This window comes from Streptomyces sp. NPDC096105, from assembly GCF_044763335.1.
Taxonomy (GTDB): domain Bacteria; phylum Actinomycetota; class Actinomycetes; order Streptomycetales; family Streptomycetaceae; genus Streptomyces.
Genome location: NZ_JBIWGC010000022.1, coordinates 78,505 through 96,990, shown reverse-complemented (window position 1 = coordinate 96,990; position 18,486 = coordinate 78,505). Strand labels below are relative to the sequence as shown.

At 70.6% G+C, this 18,486-nt stretch carries 17 protein-coding genes and 5 pseudogenes; 11 read left to right on the top strand and 11 right to left on the bottom strand.

Going from position 1 to position 18,486, the window contains the following annotated elements; genetic code table 11:
- Nucleotides 1-180 precede the first annotated feature (180 nt).
- A pseudogene (locus ACIQ8B_RS27415) lies at nt 181-670 on the top strand (transposase); the annotation flags it as partial.
- Here the strand turns inward: ACIQ8B_RS27415 and ACIQ8B_RS27410 are convergent.
- Nucleotides 592-1,614: an AraC family transcriptional regulator gene (locus ACIQ8B_RS27410; protein WP_403550426.1), complete on the bottom strand. Its 1,023-nt coding sequence runs from the start codon at nt 1,612-1,614 to the stop codon at nt 592-594. The pseudogene ACIQ8B_RS27415 and the gene ACIQ8B_RS27410 overlap by 79 nt on opposite strands.
- Nucleotides 1,615-1,704: 90 nt before the next feature.
- On the opposite strand from ACIQ8B_RS27410, the gene ACIQ8B_RS27405 reads away from it, so the two are divergent.
- Complete coding sequence (locus ACIQ8B_RS27405; RefSeq protein ID WP_403550424.1) at nt 1,705-2,541, top strand: NAD(P)H-binding protein; 837 nt, start codon at nt 1,705-1,707, stop codon at nt 2,539-2,541.
- 115 nt (nt 2,542-2,656) lie between these two features.
- Complete coding sequence (locus tag ACIQ8B_RS27400) at nt 2,657-3,256, top strand: NAD(P)H-dependent oxidoreductase (protein ID WP_290011615.1); 600 nt, start codon at nt 2,657-2,659, stop codon at nt 3,254-3,256.
- Between the two features lie 144 nt (nt 3,257-3,400).
- Here the strand turns inward: ACIQ8B_RS27400 and ACIQ8B_RS27395 are convergent.
- Nucleotides 3,401-3,684: pseudogene (locus ACIQ8B_RS27395) on the bottom strand (transposase); the annotation flags it as partial.
- A gap of 27 nt (nt 3,685-3,711) precedes the next feature.
- Entirely contained in the window at nt 3,712-3,993 is a 282-nt protein-coding gene (locus tag ACIQ8B_RS27390) for a hypothetical protein (RefSeq protein ID WP_403550474.1), read from the bottom strand.
- On the opposite strand from ACIQ8B_RS27390, the pseudogene ACIQ8B_RS27385 reads away from it, so the two are divergent.
- A pseudogene (locus ACIQ8B_RS27385) lies at nt 3,985-4,256 on the top strand (IS5/IS1182 family transposase); the annotation flags it as partial. The gene ACIQ8B_RS27390 and the pseudogene ACIQ8B_RS27385 sit on opposite strands and share 9 nt — an antisense overlap.
- Before the next feature lie 217 nt (nt 4,257-4,473).
- Nucleotides 4,474-4,785 (top strand): annotated as a pseudogene (locus ACIQ8B_RS27380) (IS30 family transposase); the annotation flags it as partial.
- 89 nt (nt 4,786-4,874) lie between these two features.
- Here the strand turns inward: ACIQ8B_RS27380 and ACIQ8B_RS27375 are convergent.
- Together ACIQ8B_RS27375 and ACIQ8B_RS27370 are read right to left on the bottom strand one after the other, a co-directional pair.
- Nucleotides 4,875-8,237, bottom strand: a complete 3,363-nt coding sequence (locus ACIQ8B_RS27375) for a S8 family serine peptidase (protein ID WP_403550422.1) — start codon at nt 8,235-8,237, stop codon at nt 4,875-4,877.
- Between the two features lie 415 nt (nt 8,238-8,652).
- Nucleotides 8,653-9,141 carry an AzlC family ABC transporter permease gene (locus tag ACIQ8B_RS27370; protein WP_403550420.1) on the bottom strand — a complete coding sequence of 163 codons (489 nt, stop codon included), beginning with the start codon at nt 9,139-9,141 and terminating at the stop codon, nt 8,653-8,655.
- A gap of 83 nt (nt 9,142-9,224) precedes the next feature.
- On the opposite strand from ACIQ8B_RS27370, the gene ACIQ8B_RS27365 reads away from it, so the two are divergent.
- From ACIQ8B_RS27365 to ACIQ8B_RS27340, 6 genes and pseudogenes are all read left to right on the top strand, one after another.
- Nucleotides 9,225-9,686: a hypothetical protein gene (locus ACIQ8B_RS27365; RefSeq protein WP_403550418.1), complete on the top strand. Its 462-nt coding sequence runs from the start codon at nt 9,225-9,227 to the stop codon at nt 9,684-9,686.
- Between the two features lie 251 nt (nt 9,687-9,937).
- Entirely contained in the window at nt 9,938-10,462 is a 525-nt protein-coding gene (locus ACIQ8B_RS27360) for a hypothetical protein (protein ID WP_290011204.1), read from the top strand.
- 121 nt (nt 10,463-10,583) lie between these two features.
- Nucleotides 10,584-11,714 (top strand): LuxR C-terminal-related transcriptional regulator, encoded by a 1,131-nt coding sequence (locus ACIQ8B_RS27355; protein WP_403550416.1) that lies wholly within the window; start codon nt 10,584-10,586, stop codon nt 11,712-11,714.
- A 98-nt stretch (nt 11,715-11,812) separates the two neighbouring features.
- Nucleotides 11,813-12,547, top strand: coding sequence for an aminotransferase class III-fold pyridoxal phosphate-dependent enzyme (locus ACIQ8B_RS27350; RefSeq protein WP_403550414.1), 735 nt, complete (start codon nt 11,813-11,815; stop codon nt 12,545-12,547).
- A gap of 72 nt (nt 12,548-12,619) precedes the next feature.
- Complete coding sequence (locus tag ACIQ8B_RS27345; RefSeq protein ID WP_403550412.1) at nt 12,620-13,297, top strand: LysE family translocator; 678 nt, start codon at nt 12,620-12,622, stop codon at nt 13,295-13,297.
- Between the two features lie 140 nt (nt 13,298-13,437).
- Nucleotides 13,438-13,626, top strand: a pseudogene (locus ACIQ8B_RS27340) (isocitrate lyase); the annotation flags it as partial.
- 227 nt (nt 13,627-13,853) lie between these two features.
- On the opposite strand, the gene ACIQ8B_RS27335 reads toward ACIQ8B_RS27340, so the two are convergent.
- The 6 genes from ACIQ8B_RS27335 to ectB form a co-directional block, all read right to left on the bottom strand.
- Nucleotides 13,854-14,315, bottom strand: coding sequence for a hypothetical protein (locus ACIQ8B_RS27335; protein ID WP_403550410.1), 462 nt, complete (start codon nt 14,313-14,315; stop codon nt 13,854-13,856).
- Nucleotides 14,272-14,658, bottom strand: a complete 387-nt coding sequence (locus tag ACIQ8B_RS27330; protein WP_403550408.1) for a hypothetical protein — start codon at nt 14,656-14,658, stop codon at nt 14,272-14,274. Before ACIQ8B_RS27330 ends, ACIQ8B_RS27335 begins: the two co-directional genes overlap by 44 nt.
- 494 nt (nt 14,659-15,152) lie before the next feature.
- The gene (locus ACIQ8B_RS27325) at nt 15,153-15,536 is read right to left on the bottom strand and encodes an SAV_915 family protein (RefSeq protein WP_403550406.1); all 384 of its coding nucleotides are present in this window, start codon (nt 15,534-15,536) and stop codon (nt 15,153-15,155) included.
- 178 nt (nt 15,537-15,714) lie between these two features.
- Nucleotides 15,715-16,620, bottom strand: coding sequence for an ectoine hydroxylase (thpD, locus tag ACIQ8B_RS27320; protein ID WP_403550403.1), 906 nt, complete (start codon nt 16,618-16,620; stop codon nt 15,715-15,717).
- A gap of 34 nt (nt 16,621-16,654) precedes the next feature.
- On the bottom strand, nt 16,655-17,068 hold the full coding sequence (locus tag ACIQ8B_RS27315; protein WP_403550401.1) for an ectoine synthase: 414 nt from the start codon (nt 17,066-17,068) through the stop codon (nt 16,655-16,657).
- 67 nt (nt 17,069-17,135) lie between these two features.
- Entirely contained in the window at nt 17,136-18,428 is a 1,293-nt protein-coding gene (ectB, locus tag ACIQ8B_RS27310; protein ID WP_403550399.1) for a diaminobutyrate--2-oxoglutarate transaminase, read from the bottom strand.
- Nucleotides 18,429-18,486: the final 58 nt, after the last annotated feature.

The window sequence follows — 18,486 nt, the reverse complement described above, 5'->3', positions numbered from 1 at the left end:
ACGGCGCCGTTCCCGGTCGGCGCCCGGCCCCGCGATTCCTCGTGACGGCCGCTCCCGCCCGGTCTTCCACGCGACCGCTCACGGCAGTCGCTCAGACCGTGTCCTCTGTGTGAGGCGTCGTTGACCTCGGTATGGGGCAGGGTACGTGGAGTTGGATTGTTCCGGACGGGCTGTGGAGACGGCGGTCTGAACCGCGGCCGGATCGACACCGGTCGGCTGCGGACAGTGCTGGCCGGGCTGTCGCTGCCGCGTTTCGCCGGCGGGCGCCTGGTCCTGGCGGTCGACGTGTCGCCCTGGCTTCGCTCGGACGCGCCGTGCTCGGCGGAGCGGCTCTTCCGCCACGTCCACGGCCGGGCGAAGACGGCCTCGCAGTTCATCCCGGGCTGGCCCTACTCCTTCGTCGCCGCGCTGGAACCGGGCGCCACGTCCTGGACCGCGATCCTGGACGCGGTCCGGCTCGGTCCGGCTCGGTCCGGTAGACGACGCGACCGCGGTCACCGCCGCCCGGCTGCGAAAAGTCATCGAGCGGTTCATCGCCGCCGGCCAGTGGCAGGCCGGGGACCCGCATGTCGTGATCGTCAGCGACGCCGGCTACGACGTCACCCGCCTGGCCTGGGTCCTGCGTGACCTGTCCGTCGAGCTGGTCGGCCGGGTCCACTCCGACCGTGTGACTGGGGGGGGTGGGGCCGTTGCAGTGCGCCGGTACGCGCTGGGGCTGATGCCGCGGACCCGTTTGAACGCCGCGCTGAACGCGAACGCGTCGGAGTAGCCCACGGCGCGGGCGACCTCCGCGACAGTCACCGTCTCGCGCTCGGTCAGCAGGTCCGCCGCGAGCGTCATGCGCCAGTGGGTGAGGTAGGTCAGCGGCGGTTCGCCGACCAGGTCGGTGAACCGCTTCGCCAGCGTGGCCCGCGACACCCCGGTCCGGCTGGCCAGCGAGGCAACCGTCCACGGCGCTGCCGGTTCCCCGTGCAGCAGGCGCAGCGCGGCACCCACCACCGGGTCGCGCCCGGCGGAGTACCAGCCCGGCGGAGTGCCGCCGGGCCGGTCGAAGTATTCGCGCAGCGCACACACCAGCATCCAGTCCAGCAGTCGGTCGAGGACGACTTGCTGGCCCGGTGTGTCGGCGGCGACCTCGGCGGCGAGGTGGTCCCACACGGGGTCGGGCCCGTCGCCGGATCCCACGCGCAGTACGACGGGCAGCGCGTCCAGCAGCCTGCGGCTTATCTCGCCGCGCACCGGATAGGCGCCGACGACCAGGGTCGTCGTGTTCTCCCCGCCGGTACCGGCATCGTGCCAGCCGAGCCGGTACTGGGTCCCGCCCTGCTCGGGCGTCGAGCAGAACGCGCCGCACGCGACGGGTTCGGCCCGGGTGCCCACCTCATCGACGAAGAGGAACGGCGCGGGGCCCCGCACGATCACTGTCTCACCGACGCCCAGACGCTCGGGCGGACGGCGCTCCGGCACGATCCAGCCGCATCCGGAGAGGACGGTGCACAAGGTCAGCGGCGCGCCGTCCACGAAGTGCAGCGACCAGGGCGGGGTCAGGGTCGAGCTGCCGAACAACGAGCCCTGGGCCCGCAATCCGCGCAGTAGGTCACCGAAAGCATCCACCCGCCAAGGCTAAACGATCCAGACGATTACCCAGGTGATCTGGCGTATCACCTATGGAACCGTCCGGGTGCGTGCTGTTGGCTCACTGTCATGAGCAACGACATCACTCTCGTCCTCGGCGCGACGGGCAACACCGGCCGGCGGGTGGCCGCCCGGTTGCGGCTGCGCGACGCACCCGTGCGCGCCGCCTCCCGTTCCAGTCAGACCCCGTTCGACTGGTTCCACCCCGCCGGCTGGGATCAGGTCCTGCGGGGCGTCACCGTCGTCTACGTGGTGCCCCCGCCCGTGCCCGGTCCGGTGCACGAGTTCGTGGCGCAGGCCGAGGCCGCCGGTGTGCGGCGCCTGGTCCTGCTCTCCGGGCACGGCGCCGACGACTGGGGCGACTCCCCGTTCGGGCTGGACATGCGCTCGGCCGAGGACGCCGTGCGCGGCTCGGCACTGGAATGGACCGTCCTGCGTGCCTCGAACTTCGCCCAGAACTTCGACGGGCACCCCTTCCGCGTCCCGCTGGCCGCCGGCGAGCTGGCGCTTCCGGCGGGTGCGGTCCTCGAGCCGTTCATCGACGTCGAGGACGTCGCCGACGTAGCGGCCGCGGTACTGACCGAGCCCGGCCGGCACGCCGGTCGGGTCTATGAGCTGACCGGACCGCGCGGACTGACCTGGGCGGAGGCAGCCGACCTGATCTCCCGGGCGTCCGGGCGGCCCATCGTCTACCGGCGCATCTCCCCGGCCGAGTACACCGCGACGTTGGTTCAGGAGGGCTGGAGCGAGGACGAGGCCCAGCACCTCGCCGAGATGTTCGTGCTGCTTGAACGCGGGGTCGCCGCCTGGGCGTCGGACGACGTCGCCACCGTGCTGGGACGCGCGCCGCGGACGTTCGAGGACTTCGTCCTGCGGGCCGCGGCAGCGGAAGCCTGGCGGTGCTGAGTCCCGCAGGCCCCTGCCTGGCGTACCGCACTCCGGGAGGCGGAGCACCGCGCGCGCCATCCTGCACATCCCCACCACTTGTCAGCAGCCGTTTTTCACGTAACTGGAGCCATCGATGCATACCCTGCTGGTCGCCGCCAACCCGGACCCCCGGTCCCTGACGCATTACGTGCTGGGAAGACTTGAGGCAGCTCTTCAACCCGGTTCGGTCGAGATTGCCGACCTGTCCGAGGAGCGGTTCGACCCCCGGTTCACACCGGCGGATCGTCGGGCGTACCACGAGGGCGGCAACTATCCGGCTGACGTCATGGCTGAGCACCGTCGTCTTGAGCGTGCCACCGATCTCGTGCTGGTCTTCCCCGTGTACTGGTGGTCGATGCCTGCACTGTTGAAGGGGTGGATCGACCGTGTCTTCGTCAACGGCTGGGCCTTCGAGCACTCCCCCGCTACGGGCCTGCGGCCGAGACTGCAGAACCTCACCACCCATCTCCTCCCCATCGCCGGCGACGACTCCGGTGCGTATGAGCGCCACGGATACGAGAGCGCACTGCGGACGCAGATCGAGCACGGCATCGTCGACTACTGCGGCAGCCGGCGCGGCTCCACAGCGTTCATCTACGAATCCGAACAGCTCTCCCCCGAGGCCACGGTGCGCGGGGTCGACCGTGCGGTGCGGACCATCAGCGAAGCCATCCACGCCCGCCTGAAGGAATGAGGCAGTCAGACACCCGCTGAGGCTGTCCGGGAGAACACGACCGGGTGGCCGTACCGACGGCGTGGAGCTGCGCTGGAGTCCGTGTTCGCCGCCCGACGCTCATCGCGCCGTAGGCTCTGTGCCCGTCGACCACCGAGGCCGATGTCCGTGCGCGACAACCTGGTTCGTGAAGCCCTGATCGGCCAGGGCTTCACGGACGCTTCCGCCGGCGTGCTCGGCGACCTGGTCCAGCAGGACGATGCCCGCGATGTTGTCGTCGGTGTTCGCGGCGAGGACGACGGCCGCGATGACCAGACCGAGGACGTCCACGGCAAGCCCCCGCTCGCGGCCGGGCGCCCGCTTGGCCGGGTCGTGGCCGCTCGTGGAGGCGGGCCCCCGGCGGCCATGTGGACGCCCTGGGTGTCCAGGACCACCAGGGTCGGGTCCTCTCATTGTGGGACCCTCGCGGGTGTGTCTCATGCAGGTTGGTTTGCTTCGCCGATGGCATGGTGCCATGCCTGCCCGCCGGTGTTGTGGATGAACTGCTGCAGCACCTTCAGCGCCTGCACGTATGCCTCGTCAGGGATGCCGTCATGGCGCTGAGCCCAGACCTGGTCCATCACGTGCTTGGCGGTGTCGAACGCCAGGCGCCCGGCAGCTGTCAGGGTGAGTGTTCCGCTGCTGTCCTCGGTGGCCCAGCCGAGGGCGATCACGATGTCGACGGACTCGTCGATGGGGCGTGCGCCACGGAACGACACGGCCCCTGGAAATCCGTCTACGAGAGGCATCACCGCTGGTCGGCGAACGGCACCTGGGACCGGATCCTCCAGGCGGTACAGGCCCACGCCGACCTGGCCGGCCGGATCGGCTGGAGCATGGTCGGTGTCGACTCGGCCTCCTGCAGAGCCCACCAGCATGCGGCCGGAGCCCGCAAGGCCACACCGCGGTTTCCGGGAAAAGGACGACACCCCGGCACCACCGCCCCGACGAGGGGCTCGGACGGCCCCGGGGCGGACTGACCACGTCAGCTAGCCCGCCGACGACGAGTGCGGAAACCAGAACCAGGAGCAGGGACGCGTGCCCCCGGACATGGGCCCCGGCCATGACGCCGGTGATGACAGTCGCCACGGTTACTCCGCGCCGTCAAGACGCCACCCACTCAGCAGCCATGAGGCTCACCGTATCGGTGCACCGACACGCTACGCCGGGACAACCACCTGGAAACAGGGAGTCAGGCTCTTCCGCCTCACCTGAAAAGGCCCTTGACCTGGGACCAAGGCGCTGAAGTGGCTGCACATCACGCCTTCAGCACCGCCACGGGCGTTCCGGTCCACTTCTGTGACCCCGGCAGCCCCTGGCAACGAGGTTCAAACGAGAACACGAACGGCCTCCTGCGGCAGTACTTCCCCAAGAGCGGCAGTTTGTCCGGACGCACCCGCGCCCGCCTCGACACGGTCGCTGCCGGACTCAACAGCCGCCCACGCAAGACGCCCGGCTGGGAAACCCCAGCCGGGCGTCTGTCTGAACTGCTCGCCACCACACGTCAGTGATCACGTGTTGCGACGATCCCCGGAATTCGCCTTCGAACCGGGCTCTGTCGGTGAACGGGCCCTTCGGTGCTCGCCCCGCTGCCCTCGCCCTACCGGACCGTGAGGTAGGCGCGGTCGATCGTCTGGACCAGGGTGTTGCCGTCACGGTCGGTCAGCTTGGCACGCAGCGAGACGGTGCCCGGCTGCGCGGGGTGGTTCAGCGACAGGTGGGTGCCGTTGACGGCTCTGGCCGTGCTCCAGGTCCTGCCGTCGTCATAGGACACCTCGAACTCCAGCTTCTTGGCTGTCCGAGCGGTGGCCGCGCCCTCCACGGTGAAGGGCACCTGGAACCTCTCGCCGGCCTTCGCCGTACTGGTCAGTGACAGCGCGGGGGAGAAACGGACCACGGACAGCGGCAGCCGGACCCAGCTGTCCCCGGACACGCCGGCCGACCTGAACGTCCACTGCGCCCGCACGCGGGTGCTCACCGCGAGCAGCTCGGGGTCCCGGGAGGCGTCGACACTCAGTTCGTACCGGCCGTTCCCGGCGGGGACGGTGTACTCGGCGATGTCCAGCGGATCGCCCTCGACGGGGATTTCTTCGCCGTCGGCGCGGAGCGAACTCTCCAGCTCCGTGTAGCCGCTGCCGCTCTCATGCCCGTCACTGTCGCCGAACATGGGCAGATGCGCCTTGATCGTGTTCCCGCTCCGCGCGATCCCGGGACGCCCCCACCGCGGTTCACCCTCACCCGGAGGCAGGAGCGGACCGAAGACACCGACGTTGAACCGCGCGGTGTAGCTCTTCTTCGGCTGGTACGCCGTGGGCCTTCCCATCTGCGCGTTCCCCGACTCCCACTGGTGTACGGAGTAGGACCATTTGACGCCGTTGCCGAGGACGTGTTCAGAGGTCCGCAGCGGCAGTTGGCGCTGGGTGGGGGTGCTGAAGTCGGCCGCGAACTCGCCGATGGGTGTCAGGGGCATCACCGCGACCTGAGCGGTTGGCTCAAGGCCGGGCCTGCCGACCGCGAAGTCGATCTCGGCCAGCTGCTCGCGCCGGACGTCGGCGGTGAAGCCGCCGAGCGAACCCGTACGGTTCCACGCGAGACGGTAGTTCACTGCGCGCCCGCCGGCCGGCTGATGTGTCCAGAAACCGCTGTACTGGGCGTATGCCGCGTCCTTCGGCGCCTCCGGGCCGATGTGACCGACCTTGAAGCTCTGGAAATCGGGGAAGTCGAAGACGGACGGCATGAAGCCCAAGGGCTGCCCGTCGGAGCGGGTGTAGCCCGGGATGAGCTGGGCGTGGTGGTTCTCGGCTCCCGCGTCGGGGACGGTGATGCGCGTGGACTTGGCCTCCCGGGCGTCCATGACGACCGTGGTGTCCTTGGTCAGCTGCAGGGCCGGGGCCAGGAAGAGGGAGGCGGGGGCGGCGGACTCGCCGCCGGCGTTGAGGACCCCGGTGAGCGCATAACCGCCCTTGGGCAGGCGCACCGTGATCTCGCCGTCCGTCGCGTCGGCGAACTCCTGGTAGTAGTCGCGGTCCCGGCCGTCGATCGTCGTGAAACCCTTGCCGGTCGGCTTGCCGTCGTCGTCCAGGTGCTTGATGGTCAGGTCGTACGACTCGATCTCGCGCTCCACGCCGAAGGCGGTGCGCACCCGGGTCCGGCCGTCGGCCGAGGCCGCGGTCACCGAACCGCCGTACGAGCCGTAGGCCTCGCCGCCGACGCGCGTATCGGCGGTCACCGTGGTGCTCGCCGCGCCGCCCGCCGCAATGGTGAGCTGCCTCGGCGACATCTCGAACATGCCCTCGGGGGCGGGCCCGCCGTCCGTCCCGAGCGCCTCGATCGCCAGGTCCAGGACGACCGGCTCGGTGCCGAGATTGCGGTACGTGATCTCCTTCGTCACCGGCTCGTCATCGGTGTGAGGCCACTTCGGGCGGCCGAAGCTGATCGGCCCCTGCTCGGCGACGACGCTCTGCCCGATCGCCCGGGCCACATCGGTGCGGCCGGTGCCCTGCTGGTACGCGCTGTACGGGCCGGGCTCAGCGGAAGCGGTGAGCGCCGCCTTGATCCGCTCGCCGGTCCAGTCCGGGTGCTGCTGCGCCAGGATGGCGGCGGCGCCCGCGACATGGGGAGCGGCCATCGACGTGCCGCTCTGGGTGGCGTAACCGGGCGTCCCCGAGGGGAACACCTGCTCCATGCCGCTCGCGGTGGAGGCGGCAGCCGTGATGTCGACGCCCGGCGCGGTCAGGTCCGGCTTGACTCCTCCGTCACCGACGCGCGGGCCGCGGCTGGAGAAGTCGGCGAGCTGGTCGGCCTGGTCGACCGCGCCGACCGTCAGCGCGGACTCGGCGCTGCCGGGCGATTCGACGGTGCTCTCGCCGCCCTCGCCCGCGTTGCCCGCGGCGATGACGAACAGCGTGTCCGTCTCGGCGGAGAGACGGTTGACCGTCTCCTCCAGCGGGTCGATGCCCTGGGTGTCGGTGCCGCCCAGACTGAGGTTGACGACCTGGGCGCCCTCGGCGACCGCCCACTCCATGCCCGCGATGATGCCGGAGTCCAGGCCGCCGCCGCTGTCGTCCAGGACCTTGCCGTCCAGGATGCGCGCGCCCGGCGCGACGCCCCTGTACCTGCCCTGCGACCTGGCACCCGTACCGGCCACCGTCGAGGCCACATGGGTGCCGTGGCCGACTCGGTCGACACTGTCCTCAGCGTCGGAGAAGTTCCGTTCGGCGATCTCCTGGCCCGCCAGGTCGGGGTGCGTCTGGTCGACGCCGGTGTCCAGCACGGCGACCTTGACGCCCGTGCCGTCGAACCCGGCGCCCCAGGCCGTCGGCGCGCCCGTCCGGGCCACGCTCTTGTCCAGGTCGGCCTGGCGCTTGCCGTCCAGCCAGACCTTCACCACCTTCTTCACCGCCGGTGAGCCGGACAGCCGCGCCGTGCCCTGTCCACCGTCCCCGCCGTCGGTGAAGGTGTCCCAAAACGCGGAGTGGCCGTGCTTGTCGGCCCGTAGCGCCACGCCGTTGACGCTGGTCAGCTCCTGGCCGGCCTTGGCCCGTGCGTCGCGGAAGGCGCTCGCGGGGGGTGTCTCGTCCCCGGCGTAGGTGACGATCAGCGGCAGGTCGGACCGGCTCGCGTCGTCGTACCCGTACGCGACGAGTTGCGTCACGTCGAACAGCCGCCGGTCGAGCTTTCCCTGGGCGACAGCCGGCGCCGCGTCGCCCGGTATGACGAAGCTGTGCCCGTCGACCTTCCGGACCGAGAACGACGCGCCCTCGCGCCCCTTGGCCCTCTCGATCCCGGCGACAGAGCCGTCCGCGGCGATCGACACCTTGTCGCCGGTGATCAGCGTCACCGTTTTGGCGCTCTTCGCCCCCGGAACGGACAGGGCCTTCCCTGAGCCTGCCGGAGCGTCAGGGGTCAGGGCGACGGCCTGGCTCACCCCCGGCATCCCGGTCGCGGTGATCACGGCGGCCATGGCGAGAGCTCCCAGGGGGGCGGCCGCACGTATTCGTCTGCCGGGAGATAAGGACATGCTCATGCCATCTCTTTCGTCGGGGATGAAGGAACGAAGGGCTGGAGCACACAGGCCCGCCCCGCGATGACTCCGAGGTCGGAACGTCACGCCGTCCCACGCCGGCCAGGACAGGCCGGCAGTGGGTCCGCCGCCGGAGGCAGACCGCCCGGGCCGCGGGGCCGGGATGCCGAAGACCTCGCGTGCTGAGCGGTCACGGTCGTTGAGGCTAGGTCCGCTGTGTGACCGGACCTGGCTCGGACGATAACGGAACCGCATCGGCCGATCCGAGGATGTGCACGGGGACCGCCACGTGGCCGACGGCAGGCGACCGCGGCCACGTCAGCCGAAGATGCGCCTGCCGCGCCGACGGACGGTCTCACCGACCGCACATTCCCGTCCGTCGTGCCCACTGCACACCGGGGCGGTAGTCGGTGTGAGCAGGCCCCGCGCGCCGTGCGGTCCTGTCGTCACCGCCGCACCCGGCCGGCGACGGCCCGCACCGTGCGCGGGCCGCATCGGCCCAGCCACCGCCGTTCTCCGCGCGAAAGCCGTTGGCCGCGGCCGCCACGGCCCGACCCTGGTCGACGACGCTGTCCTCCAGCCTTTCGAGCAGTTCCTCATCCTGACGGCGCAGCGCAGCGAGCAGGTCGGCGGTTGCCTGGCCATGGACCGCTTTTCCGCGATGCTCCGGCCGACCCGGCAGGCCGCCGGCGCCCGGGCGGTGAGCGCGAAGGTGCTGTACGTCTTGCCGAGGCAACCCCTCACGCGGTGCGGTGGGGAAGGACAGGGCGTAGAAGACCTGCCGGGCGTTCACCAGGAACGCGGCCACGACTATGGACACCGGCGGTGCTGCGACGGTGACCATGCCGATGAGCAGGAACTCGAACGAGCCGCCGTACGTGGTTCGGGGCTGTGGCCGGGCCTGGATACGCCCCGTGGAGCGAGGCCGTGATCGCGTCGTTGGAGGGCATCGCCGCGGACCTGGACGGTGTGGGGCTGGACTCGGCGGATGCGCGCGAGGTGGCTGGCGTGGCCGGCCATGGCCGGGCGGTGCTGGACGAGGTGGCCGAGCCCCGTCTTTTGACCGGTGATCTGTGGACTGTGAACGCTCTGCTCGAGCGGGACGCCGACGTGCCGGCCATCAGCGGCGTGCTGGACTTCGACCGTTGCCTCTTCGGGGCGCCGGAGGCGGATTGGACGATCCGTATGGCGAGGGCCAAGGACGATGGACGGACCGCGTTCCGGGAGGCCCACGGGCGGTTGGACCGGTCGGCGGCGGTGCGGCGGTCGCGGGTCTATGCGGCGAGGCATCTGGGCGCGATCCGGCCGGAGCGTCACCGGCTGGGAAGGGCGGACGCGGTCCGCGAGGGCTACGGGACGATGGCCGGCCTGCTCGCCGGGTTGAGGTGATCAGGCCCGTGCGGCGCGGGCGGAACGCCTTGCCGGTCAGCTTGCGCAGCCGGAGGTGGTCCTTGCCGGCGGGGACCGCGCCCGGCCGGGCGCGGGGGTGCCGACGGTGAGCCCGAAGGTGACAGCCCGCCGGTGGTGAGACCCCCCAGATGTCTGGGATGGGATACGCCGACCGGCCGCGGCACTCTTTATCCGGTCGAGGGTGGTGAGCCGCCTTCGGCGCATTCGGTGACGACAACGAGGGGGAAGAGATGTCCATGCGAAGAAAGACCATGGGGATGCTGGCCGCGGCCGCGGTCGCCGGCCTGACGGTGGCGGGGGCTCCGGCTGCCGGTGCGGCCCCGTCTGCGGCGGGTGACGCGGTCACGGCCTCCGTGTGGCGGAACGTCGCTCTGACCGGCACCTACACGATCCGCGACGACGAGGGCATTTTCGCCGCCGGTACGTACTGCAACGGCAACGTCGCCTCCGAGGGCTGGGTGAACGAGGTCCGCACGCCGTCGGTGTGGTGGGAGACCACGTGCGGGGGCGAGATCCGTGTGGAGAAGCATGTGTCCGCGGAGACGGACGCCGGCGGCGGAGTCATGATCTATGTGACCCTGCGGTTCTACGAAGGCACGAACGACACCAACACCGACCTCGACGCCGAGTACGAATTCAACCGCTACGTCCCCGCGGGACAGACCTCGACGGTCAGCGAGATCACGCTCCGCAACGGGGAGAACGGCGGCAAGGACTGGGCGAAGCTCAACCTCGTCCTGCACAACAACCGCTGACCCGTACCGAGGCGTCGATCGCGCGCCCCGGACGTCGACGGTTCCCGGGCACGGTAAGCGGAGGCACAGCTACCTGCGCAAACCGGGCTCGGGAACTGTTGTGCACGCTTAGCCTCGGACCATGAGGCGTCATGGGGGAGCAAGACGGGTCGGCGAGACCGGGGACGCGGCGGCGCGGGCGGCGCAGTCCGCGCGGAGCGTCGAGGAGTTCTTCGAGGCGGTGAAACGGGTCGTACGGCCTGCGCTGCGCTTCGACGTATGCGCCTGCTTGACCGTGGATCCGCAGACGTTGATGAACACCGGCGGTGACTACCGAGACGGCCTGCCGCCCGCCATGATGCCGCGCATGCTCGACATCGAGTACCGCGAGGGGGATGCCAACGACCTGTCCGACCTGGCGGCCAGACCGACGCCGGTGGGCCTGCTCAGCCGGGAGACGAACGGGAACCTCACCCTCAGTCCCCGGTACCGCGACATCATGCGGCCCCTCGGCTTCCGCGACGAGCTGCGCGTACTGCTGCGGGACCGTCACGGAGCATGGGGCGCCCTGGTCATGGGACGCGCGGACGATGCGCCCCCGTTCGGCTCCCCAGAGCTGGCTGCGGCGGCATCGCTGGTCCAGCCGTTGGGGAACGCACTGCGCCAGCTGCACCTGACGCGGCTCGCCGAAGCGAACGCCTCGGAGACGGCGCCGGGGCTGGTGTTGCTGGACGGCGACCACCAAGTGGTCCATGCGACACCCACCGTGGCCATGTGGTTCAACGACCTGGCGCACGCCGACGGCGTGCCGTCCGGGGAGCGCGGACTGCCTCCCGCCGTGTACGCGGTGGCAGCGGCGGTGCAGGCCGCAGGGGCCGCGGCCTCCCACACCTCGTGGATGCACAGCCGCAGGCACGGCCGGGTACGGTTGCACGCCTGGCGCCTGGAGGAACCCACGGCGGCCCCGGCCCGCACCGCCGTCGTCGTTGAACGAGCCGGTCCCGCCGAGCACATCGCGCTGATCGTCGCGGCGTACGGACTGACTCCTCGCGAGAGGGACGTCATGGCGCTGGTGTTGCGGGGGCGGTCCACAGCCGACATCAGCCGCAGTGCAGGCTTGTCACCGCACACGGTCCAGGACCACCTGAAGTCGGTGTTCGACAAGACGGGCGTCCGCAGCCGACGAGATCTGGTCGCCACGCTCTTCGCTCGTCACTATTTGCCGGACATGAGTCCGCCGGCGTCCGCACCGCAACGCCGCCCCCGGGTCTGAAGAGGCAAGCCCTCGAATTCGCCGGCTGCGACCCGTTCGTCGTCCTCGCCGGCGCCGGCCTCGGGTCTGTCCCGGATCCGGGTGTCCGAAAGCGCCGTGTGACGGGCAAGCTCCGCTCGGTCCTGCCGCAGAGGGCCACGGAGGTCGCTCTGCACGACGGGCTCGGTGCGGCGGAAGCCCGGGTGCCCACGGAAGCGCTGAAGGCGGTCACCTCGCCTGAGACGCCCGAGGACATCGTCATGGCCCAGGGGCACGGCACGCTGCTGGTGGCCGACGACATCCAGATGGGCTGCGGGCGCACCGGCCCGTCCTTCTCCTTCGAGACGGCCGGAATCGTCCCCGGCATCATCTGCCTGTCCAAGTCCCTCAGCGGGTACGGGTCGCCCATGGCCCTCACGCTGATGCGCCCCGAGTACGACGTGTGGAAGCCGGGCGAGCACAACGGCACGTTCCGGGGCTACAACCCGGCGTTCGTCACCGCCGCCCGGGCCTTGGGGGTGTTCTGGTCCGACAGCGCCTTCCAGGCCAGAACCGCAGTGCTGGGCGAACGGGTCCGCCACTCTCTGCTCGGGACGGCACGTCGCCACGGGTTGGCCGCGCCGTGCGGGCGGGGCCTGTCCTGGGGCCTGCCGCTGGACCGTCCAGGCGCGGCCCGAGAGGTGTGCGGCGCCGTTTACCGGGCGGGGCAGCTCCTGGAGACCGCCGGCCCCCGGGACGAGGCGGTGAAGCCGCTGCCGTCGCTCACCGTGGCGGACAGGCAGTTGGAGCAGAGCCTGGGGATCATCGACGAAGCCGTCGCGGCCATCGCCGGCGCCCGCACCTTGGTGGCCTGACGGGGACACCGGCCCACGGACGCCTACGACCCCCGCGGCCACCGGGCCGCAGGGTGAACGAACGGAGGATGGATGTCGGTCGATCTCATCGGCTTCCTCGGCGTGGTACTGGTGGCGTACGTGGTCCCCGGGCCGGACTTTCTGGTGGTTGTCCGCTCGGCGGCCGAGCACCCGGCCAAAGGGCGGGCAGCGGCGCTGGGCGCCCAGGCCGGGCTGTGCGTGCACATGCTCGCCGCGGCCACCGGCCTGTCGGTGATCGCCGCCCGCTCCCCCGTGGCGTACGACGCCATCAAGCTCCTGGGCGCCGCCTACCTGGTCTACCTGGGCGTCCGGGCGGTGCTCACCGCACGTCGGTCCGCCCACGAGCGGGCCGCCGGACGAGCGGTGGAGAACGACGGCCCGTACGCCGCCGCGCAGGCGCCGCCGGAAGAACCCCGTTCGGCTTGGGCGCGGTGGCGCTCCGGCTTCGCCCAGGGGTTTTTCACCAATGTGCTCAATCCCAAGGCGGCGCTGTTCTTCCTCAGCGTCCTTCCCCCATTCGTCGACGACGGCGGTGGCTCCAGGACCCAGCAGATCTTCTTCCTGGGCATCCTGGACGTTCTGATCGGGGTGGCCTACTGGTTCGCCCTGGTGGCCGTCGCTGCGCGGCTGCGTGCGCTGCTGGCCCGCCCAAGGGTCCGTCACCACTGGGAGCTCACCACCGGCTGGCTGTTCATCGTCATCGGCATCGGCGTCGCCACGGTCACCTGACCAGCATCGCTAAGGCGGTGACGGGTCTTGCTCCCGGATCTTGGGCACACGAGACACTGGATCCCGAGGACCTGAGAACGGACATCTCGTGGTCATGAAGAACTGTCTGCCGCAGTTCAAGGCGACGCGGTCGCGTTGTGAAGGAGGGCATGCCCGCCTACGTCAAGCTGCAGGAGAGCGAGTTCGCGGACCAGCAGCGCGGGTTCACCGCGGTCGAACACCAAAGGGGGGTCGGCGCCGGGTACTTCGACCTGGTGAGCGCGGCGGTCAACCCGGCGGCGGAGACCCTGGCGCTGCGCGGTTCCACCGGGGAGAGCCAGTTCCGCTGACGGCCTCATCGTCCGCAGGTGGCGGCCCGTGACTCCTCCCCCAGCGCGTCACTGTGCTCCGACCGCCGCGCGGGAGGCCGGAAGGCCAGGGTCACCAGTGCCACGGCCGCCGTCACGAGAAACGCGGTCCGCACGCTGTAGTGGTCCGCCACCGCTCCGAGGGTGGCGGGCCCCGTCAAGGTCCCGATGCCGAGGGCCAGGACGGTCGCGCTGAAACCGGTCAACGGTTATTCGGGAAAGACCCGGTAGCTCCACAGCGCGAGCAGCGAGGACGTGGCCATGAAAGTCGGCACGTACAGGACGGCCGAGGCGAGGACCGCAGGGAGAGCGCCGGGAGCCAGCCCCAGCAGCGCGATCGCGGCCGACAGCGCGATGAACAGCACCGCCTGGCCGAGCCGTAGCCCCAGCCGTACGAAAAAGGCGCCGGCGAAGACGCTGCTGATCCCGGCCAGCCCCATGAGCGTCCAGAACAGCGGCGCCATCAGGGAGTTCTCTCCCGTCGCGTCCGAGACGGCCTCCAGGGCGAAGGCCCAGTAGAAGGCGCCGATGAGACCGTAGACGAACGCGGTGAGATACAGCGTCGCGGACGCCGGGCGAAGGAACCAGCGCACGGTGACGGTCTTCCCACCGCCGCTCCCCCTGCCCTCATGGCGCCCGGCGGGCAGGACCCGCGCCGCGTACCAGGCCATCGCCAGAGCGACGAGCGCGAAGCCGAACCAGGCGTACCGCCAGTCGCCCCCCGGGTGGCCAGGGCGAGCGGCCCGGCCACGGTGACACCGAAGGCGGTACCGCTCGGGATTCCGGCACCTGTTCGGCGCCGGTCTCGCGCAGGACCCCGCGGCCGGTGGCGATGTGCTCCGTCGCCACCGGCGAGGAGGAGTCGACGACGTGCAGGGCCAGGTCCGCCTGGACGACCTCCTCCAGTGTGGAGCGGAAGGCGTCGACCAACTCGTTCGGGAGGCGGCGGACGAAACCGACCGTGTCGGTGAGGGTATAGGTCAGGCCGTCGAGGGTGCGGACCTGGCCCTGCACGTCGTCGACTCGCCCTCCGTGTGCGCCGAGCGGCTACGCGCTGTCCGTGAGGGCCTCGTAACCGCGCGAACGGGCACAGTGGGCGCAGCAGAAGAACCGTCCGTCGACCTGGTGCCCGTGCCCGAGGACTTTGCACTGGCAGTTGTCACAGATCGGCGCCAGCCTGTGGGCCGCGCATTCCAGGCTGTCGAACGTGTGAACCGCCCCGCCGACCGTGTGCACATCGAAGGACGGGGCGTAGTCGTTCCCGCATACCTCGCAAACCGCCGTGATGTGCTCCCTTCCGAGCGGCAGCCGGGTACCGAGCCGTGCTCGTTTGCGTGCGGGCCACTCGCCGTGCGGGGATCGCGGCCCCCACGGGCCGCCCCGGGTCGATGCGGACCGTCCTGATCACTGGCCGGCGTCCGGCGCCGCCTCGGCCGGCCGCTTCCACGCCGGTGCGGGCCGTCCGGCCCTCCCGGTGCCGTCCACGACCGCCCTGACGAGGGAAACCGTCATCGGTCCGGCGGTGCCCCGGGCCGGTCTTCACCGGTGTCCGAACGGGTTTCGGGGCGAGCGCTGCCCGGTGGGACCGACGCCTGCGGGTCGATGGTGAGCGCGGTGCACCCGAGAGGTGCGGCGAGGGAACGCAGCGCAGTGGCGGAGAGCCTGATCCAGGGGTGGTCCTGACCGAGGGTCGCCAGGAGCCGTGCGGAAGAAGTGAAGGCGACGGCCGTACGGTGCCCGCCGGGAGTGCGGAAGAAGCAGGTCACGTAGCAGCGGCCCTCCGGCCGGACGGGCACGTACAGCACGCCGGCCGGCGCGGGTCCACCGGGCGTGGGCCCTTCGCCCCGCCCGGCGTCTGCCAGGGGGCCCCGCGACCGGTTCGGGCCTTTCATGCCGGGCGGCACCGGCACGTGGCCCGGAGAGTACGGCTCCCCGGTGCTGCCGACCGCGGTGACCGGGGCGGGGCCGTGGCCCCGCTGCCCCGGTGCGATGCGGGGCGTTTCCGCGCCTCCGCGGCGGTCCGCGGCAGCGGTCCGGCGGGTTCCCACGGACGTCCGGCGCGCACGGGTCTCACCTCACCGGTGCGAAGTCCCGCGCTCCGACGAACGCGGGCCGCCGTGCCGGTGCCGCGAAGGGCTCCACCGCTGTGTTCTCCACGCTGTTGAACACGAGGAACACGTTGCTGCGCGGGTACGGCGTGATGTTGTCGCCCGAGCCGTGCATGCAGTTGCAGTCGAACCAGGTCGCGGAGCCGGCCCGGCCCGTGATCAACCGGATGCCGTTCGGTTCCGACAGCGCGGTGATCGCCTCGTTCGACGGCGTTCCCGCCTCCTGCTTCCTCAGTGACATCTTGTAGTTGTCCTTCGGCGTCTCCCCCGCGCAGCCCAGGAAGGTCTTGTGCGAGCCGGGGATGATCATCAGGCTTCCGTTGGTGACGTGGTTGTCGGTGAGCGCGATCGACACCGACACGGCCCGCATGCGCGGCAGACCGTCCTCCGCGTGCCAGGTCTCGAAGTCCGAGTGCCAGTAGAAGCCGCTCGCCCCGAAGCCGGGTTTCACGTTGATGCGGGACTGGTGGACGTACACGTCCGAGCCGAGGATCTGGCGGGCCGCTCCCACCACGCGCTCGTCGCGCACGAGCGAGGCGAACACCTCGCTGATCCGGTGCACTTCGAACACCGAGCGGATGTCCTGCGATGCGGGCTCGATGAAGGCGCGCTCGTCGGCGCGGACCGCCGGGTCCCGGATCAGTCGGTCCAACTCGGCCCGGTAGAGGGCTACTTCGTCCGGGTCCAGCAGCACGTCCACGGTCGTGAAACCGGTGTGCTCGAAGTCCCGCAGTCCGGCTCGCCCCAAGGGCCCCGGCGTGTCGGACGGGGACCACACCACGGGGTCCCGACGCGGCAGCATCGCCTCGGCCGGGCCACGGGTCGGATACAGGTCGGTGGTCCTGCGGTGGTTGTACAGCGTCGTCATGGTCGTCCTCACGCTTCGTCGCTCTCGGATTCCGTCAGGTGGGGTCCCTCCAGGCATCCGGCTCCGGGGGAGGGTAGACGCCGTTCTCGTCGTGATCCTCCAGACCGGTCAGGGGCGGGTTGAAGACGCACACGCAGCGGAAGTCGGTCTTGGGCCGCAGGGTGTGCCGCTCGTGGCCGTCCAGGAGGTACATCGTTCCCGGCACGATCCAGTGTTTCTCGCCGGTCCCCTCGTCGGTCAGTTCGGCCTCGCCCTCGACGCAGAACACGGCCTCGACGTGGTGGGCGTACCACATCGCCGTCTCCGTACCGGCGTAGAGCGTCGTCTCGTGCAGGGAGAAACCGACCCGCTCCCTGGCCAGGACGAGCCGCTTGCTCTCCCAGGTGCCGGACGCACTCGTGACGTGCCGGTCGGTGCCTTCGACCTCCTTGGAGGAACGGACGATCATGGTGATCTCCCACCTTTCTTCCGCAGGGTGGATGCTCGCTCGCACGACCGCCGGCGCGCTCGTGCGTTCAGCGGCCGGAGGGTCCCGGCGGGCGCTCGGTCTCCCGCACCGCGCGGGCGAACAGCGCGAGCCCTTCCTCCAGTTCCTCGTCGCTGATGGTCAACGGTGGGAACAGTTTGACGACTTCGTCCTCCGGGCCGGACGTCTCCAGCAACAGGCCCAGTTCGAAGGCACGGGCGCACACGGCGGTGGCACGGGACGGATCGGCGAATTCCATGCCCCACGCGAGCCCACGGCCACGCACGTCAGGCGCGGGGGCCGGTCCGTCGGCGGCGACGGCCCGCAGCGCCTGCTCGAGCTGCTCTGCGCGGGCCAGGGTCTGCTTCTCCAGCCGGCCGTCGCGCCAGTACTCCTCCAGCGCGGCGGTGGCGGTGACGAAAGCCGGGTTGAAGCCGCGGAACGTGCCGTTGTGCTCGCCGGGCTGCCAGATGTCCAGCTCGGGACGGAACAGGGTCAGCGCCATCGGGAGTCCGTATCCGCTGACGGACTTCGAGAGCGTCACGATGTCCGGGGTGATGCCGGACTCCTCGAAGGAGAAGAACGCGCCGGTGCGGCCGCACCCCATCTGGATGTCGTCGACGATCAGCAGCATGTCCCGGCGCCGGCACAATTCGGCGAGGTCGCGCAGCCACTCGGCCCGGGCCACGTTGATCCCGCCTTCGCCCTGCACGGTTTCCACGATCACGGCCGCCGGGGTGTCCAGTCCGGAGCCCTCGCCGGCCAGCAGCCGATCGAACCAGAGGAAGTCCGGTTCCCGGCCGTCCGGCCGCTCGTCGTAGGGCATGGGGATGGCATGCACCAGTGGGACGCCCGCGCCCGCCCGCTTGAAGGCGTTGCCGGTGACGGCGAGGGAGCCCAGTGACATGCCGTGGAAGGCGTTGGTGAAGAAGATGACGGCTTCCCTGCCCTTCACCTTGCGGGCCAGTTTCAGGGCGGCCTCCACGGCGTTGGTGCCGGCGGGCCCCGGGAACATCACCTTGTACGGCAGTTCGCGCGGTGCCAGCACGGCGTCCTGGAAGGTGACCAGGAACGTGCGCTTGGCGGCCGTCGACATGTCGAGGGCGTGGGTGACACCGTCACGTTCGATGTAGTCGAGAAGCGCGCGCTTCAGCACCGGGTTGTTATGCCCGTAGTTCAACGCTCCGGCACCGGAGAAGAAGTCCAGATAAGGCCGATCGTTCTCGTCGTACAGCCTGCTGCCGTTGGCCCGGTCGAAAACGGCGGGCCAGCCCCGGCAGTAACTGCGGACCTCGGACTCGAGCCTCTCGAACACGTCGGAGGCGGGTTGGGCAGCCGTCATGATGCTCGCTCCTTACGGAGGACGAACGGACTTAATTCTCGGTCCTTTCGAGGGCACC

Excerpts from the sequence above, each read along its gene's own strand:
- ACIQ8B_RS27360 (WP_290011204.1), top strand. The coding sequence starts at position 9,938 with ATGTCCATGCGAAGAAAGACCATGGGGATGCTGGCCGCGGCCGCGGTC.
- ACIQ8B_RS27375 (WP_403550422.1), bottom strand. The coding sequence starts at position 8,237 with ATGGCCGCCGTGATCACCGCGACCGGGATGCCGGGGGTGAGCCAGGCC.
- ACIQ8B_RS27405 (WP_403550424.1), top strand. The coding sequence starts at position 1,705 with ATGAGCAACGACATCACTCTCGTCCTCGGCGCGACGGGCAACACCGGC.
- ACIQ8B_RS27325 (WP_403550406.1), bottom strand. The coding sequence starts at position 15,536 with ATGAAAGGCCCGAACCGGTCGCGGGGCCCCCTGGCAGACGCCGGGCGG.
- ectB (WP_403550399.1), bottom strand. The coding sequence starts at position 18,428 with ATGACGGCTGCCCAACCCGCCTCCGACGTGTTCGAGAGGCTCGAGTCC.
- ACIQ8B_RS27355 (WP_403550416.1), top strand. The coding sequence starts at position 10,584 with ATGAGGCGTCATGGGGGAGCAAGACGGGTCGGCGAGACCGGGGACGCG.
- ACIQ8B_RS27335 (WP_403550410.1), bottom strand. The coding sequence starts at position 14,315 with ATGGCCTGGTACGCGGCGCGGGTCCTGCCCGCCGGGCGCCATGAGGGC.
- ACIQ8B_RS27315 (WP_403550401.1), bottom strand. The coding sequence starts at position 17,068 with ATGATCGTCCGTTCCTCCAAGGAGGTCGAAGGCACCGACCGGCACGTC.
- thpD (WP_403550403.1), bottom strand. The coding sequence starts at position 16,620 with ATGACGACGCTGTACAACCACCGCAGGACCACCGACCTGTATCCGACC.
- ACIQ8B_RS27400 (WP_290011615.1), top strand. The coding sequence starts at position 2,657 with ATGCATACCCTGCTGGTCGCCGCCAACCCGGACCCCCGGTCCCTGACG.
- ACIQ8B_RS27370 (WP_403550420.1), bottom strand. The coding sequence starts at position 9,141 with ATGGTCACCGTCGCAGCACCGCCGGTGTCCATAGTCGTGGCCGCGTTC.
- ACIQ8B_RS27345 (WP_403550412.1), top strand. The coding sequence starts at position 12,620 with ATGTCGGTCGATCTCATCGGCTTCCTCGGCGTGGTACTGGTGGCGTAC.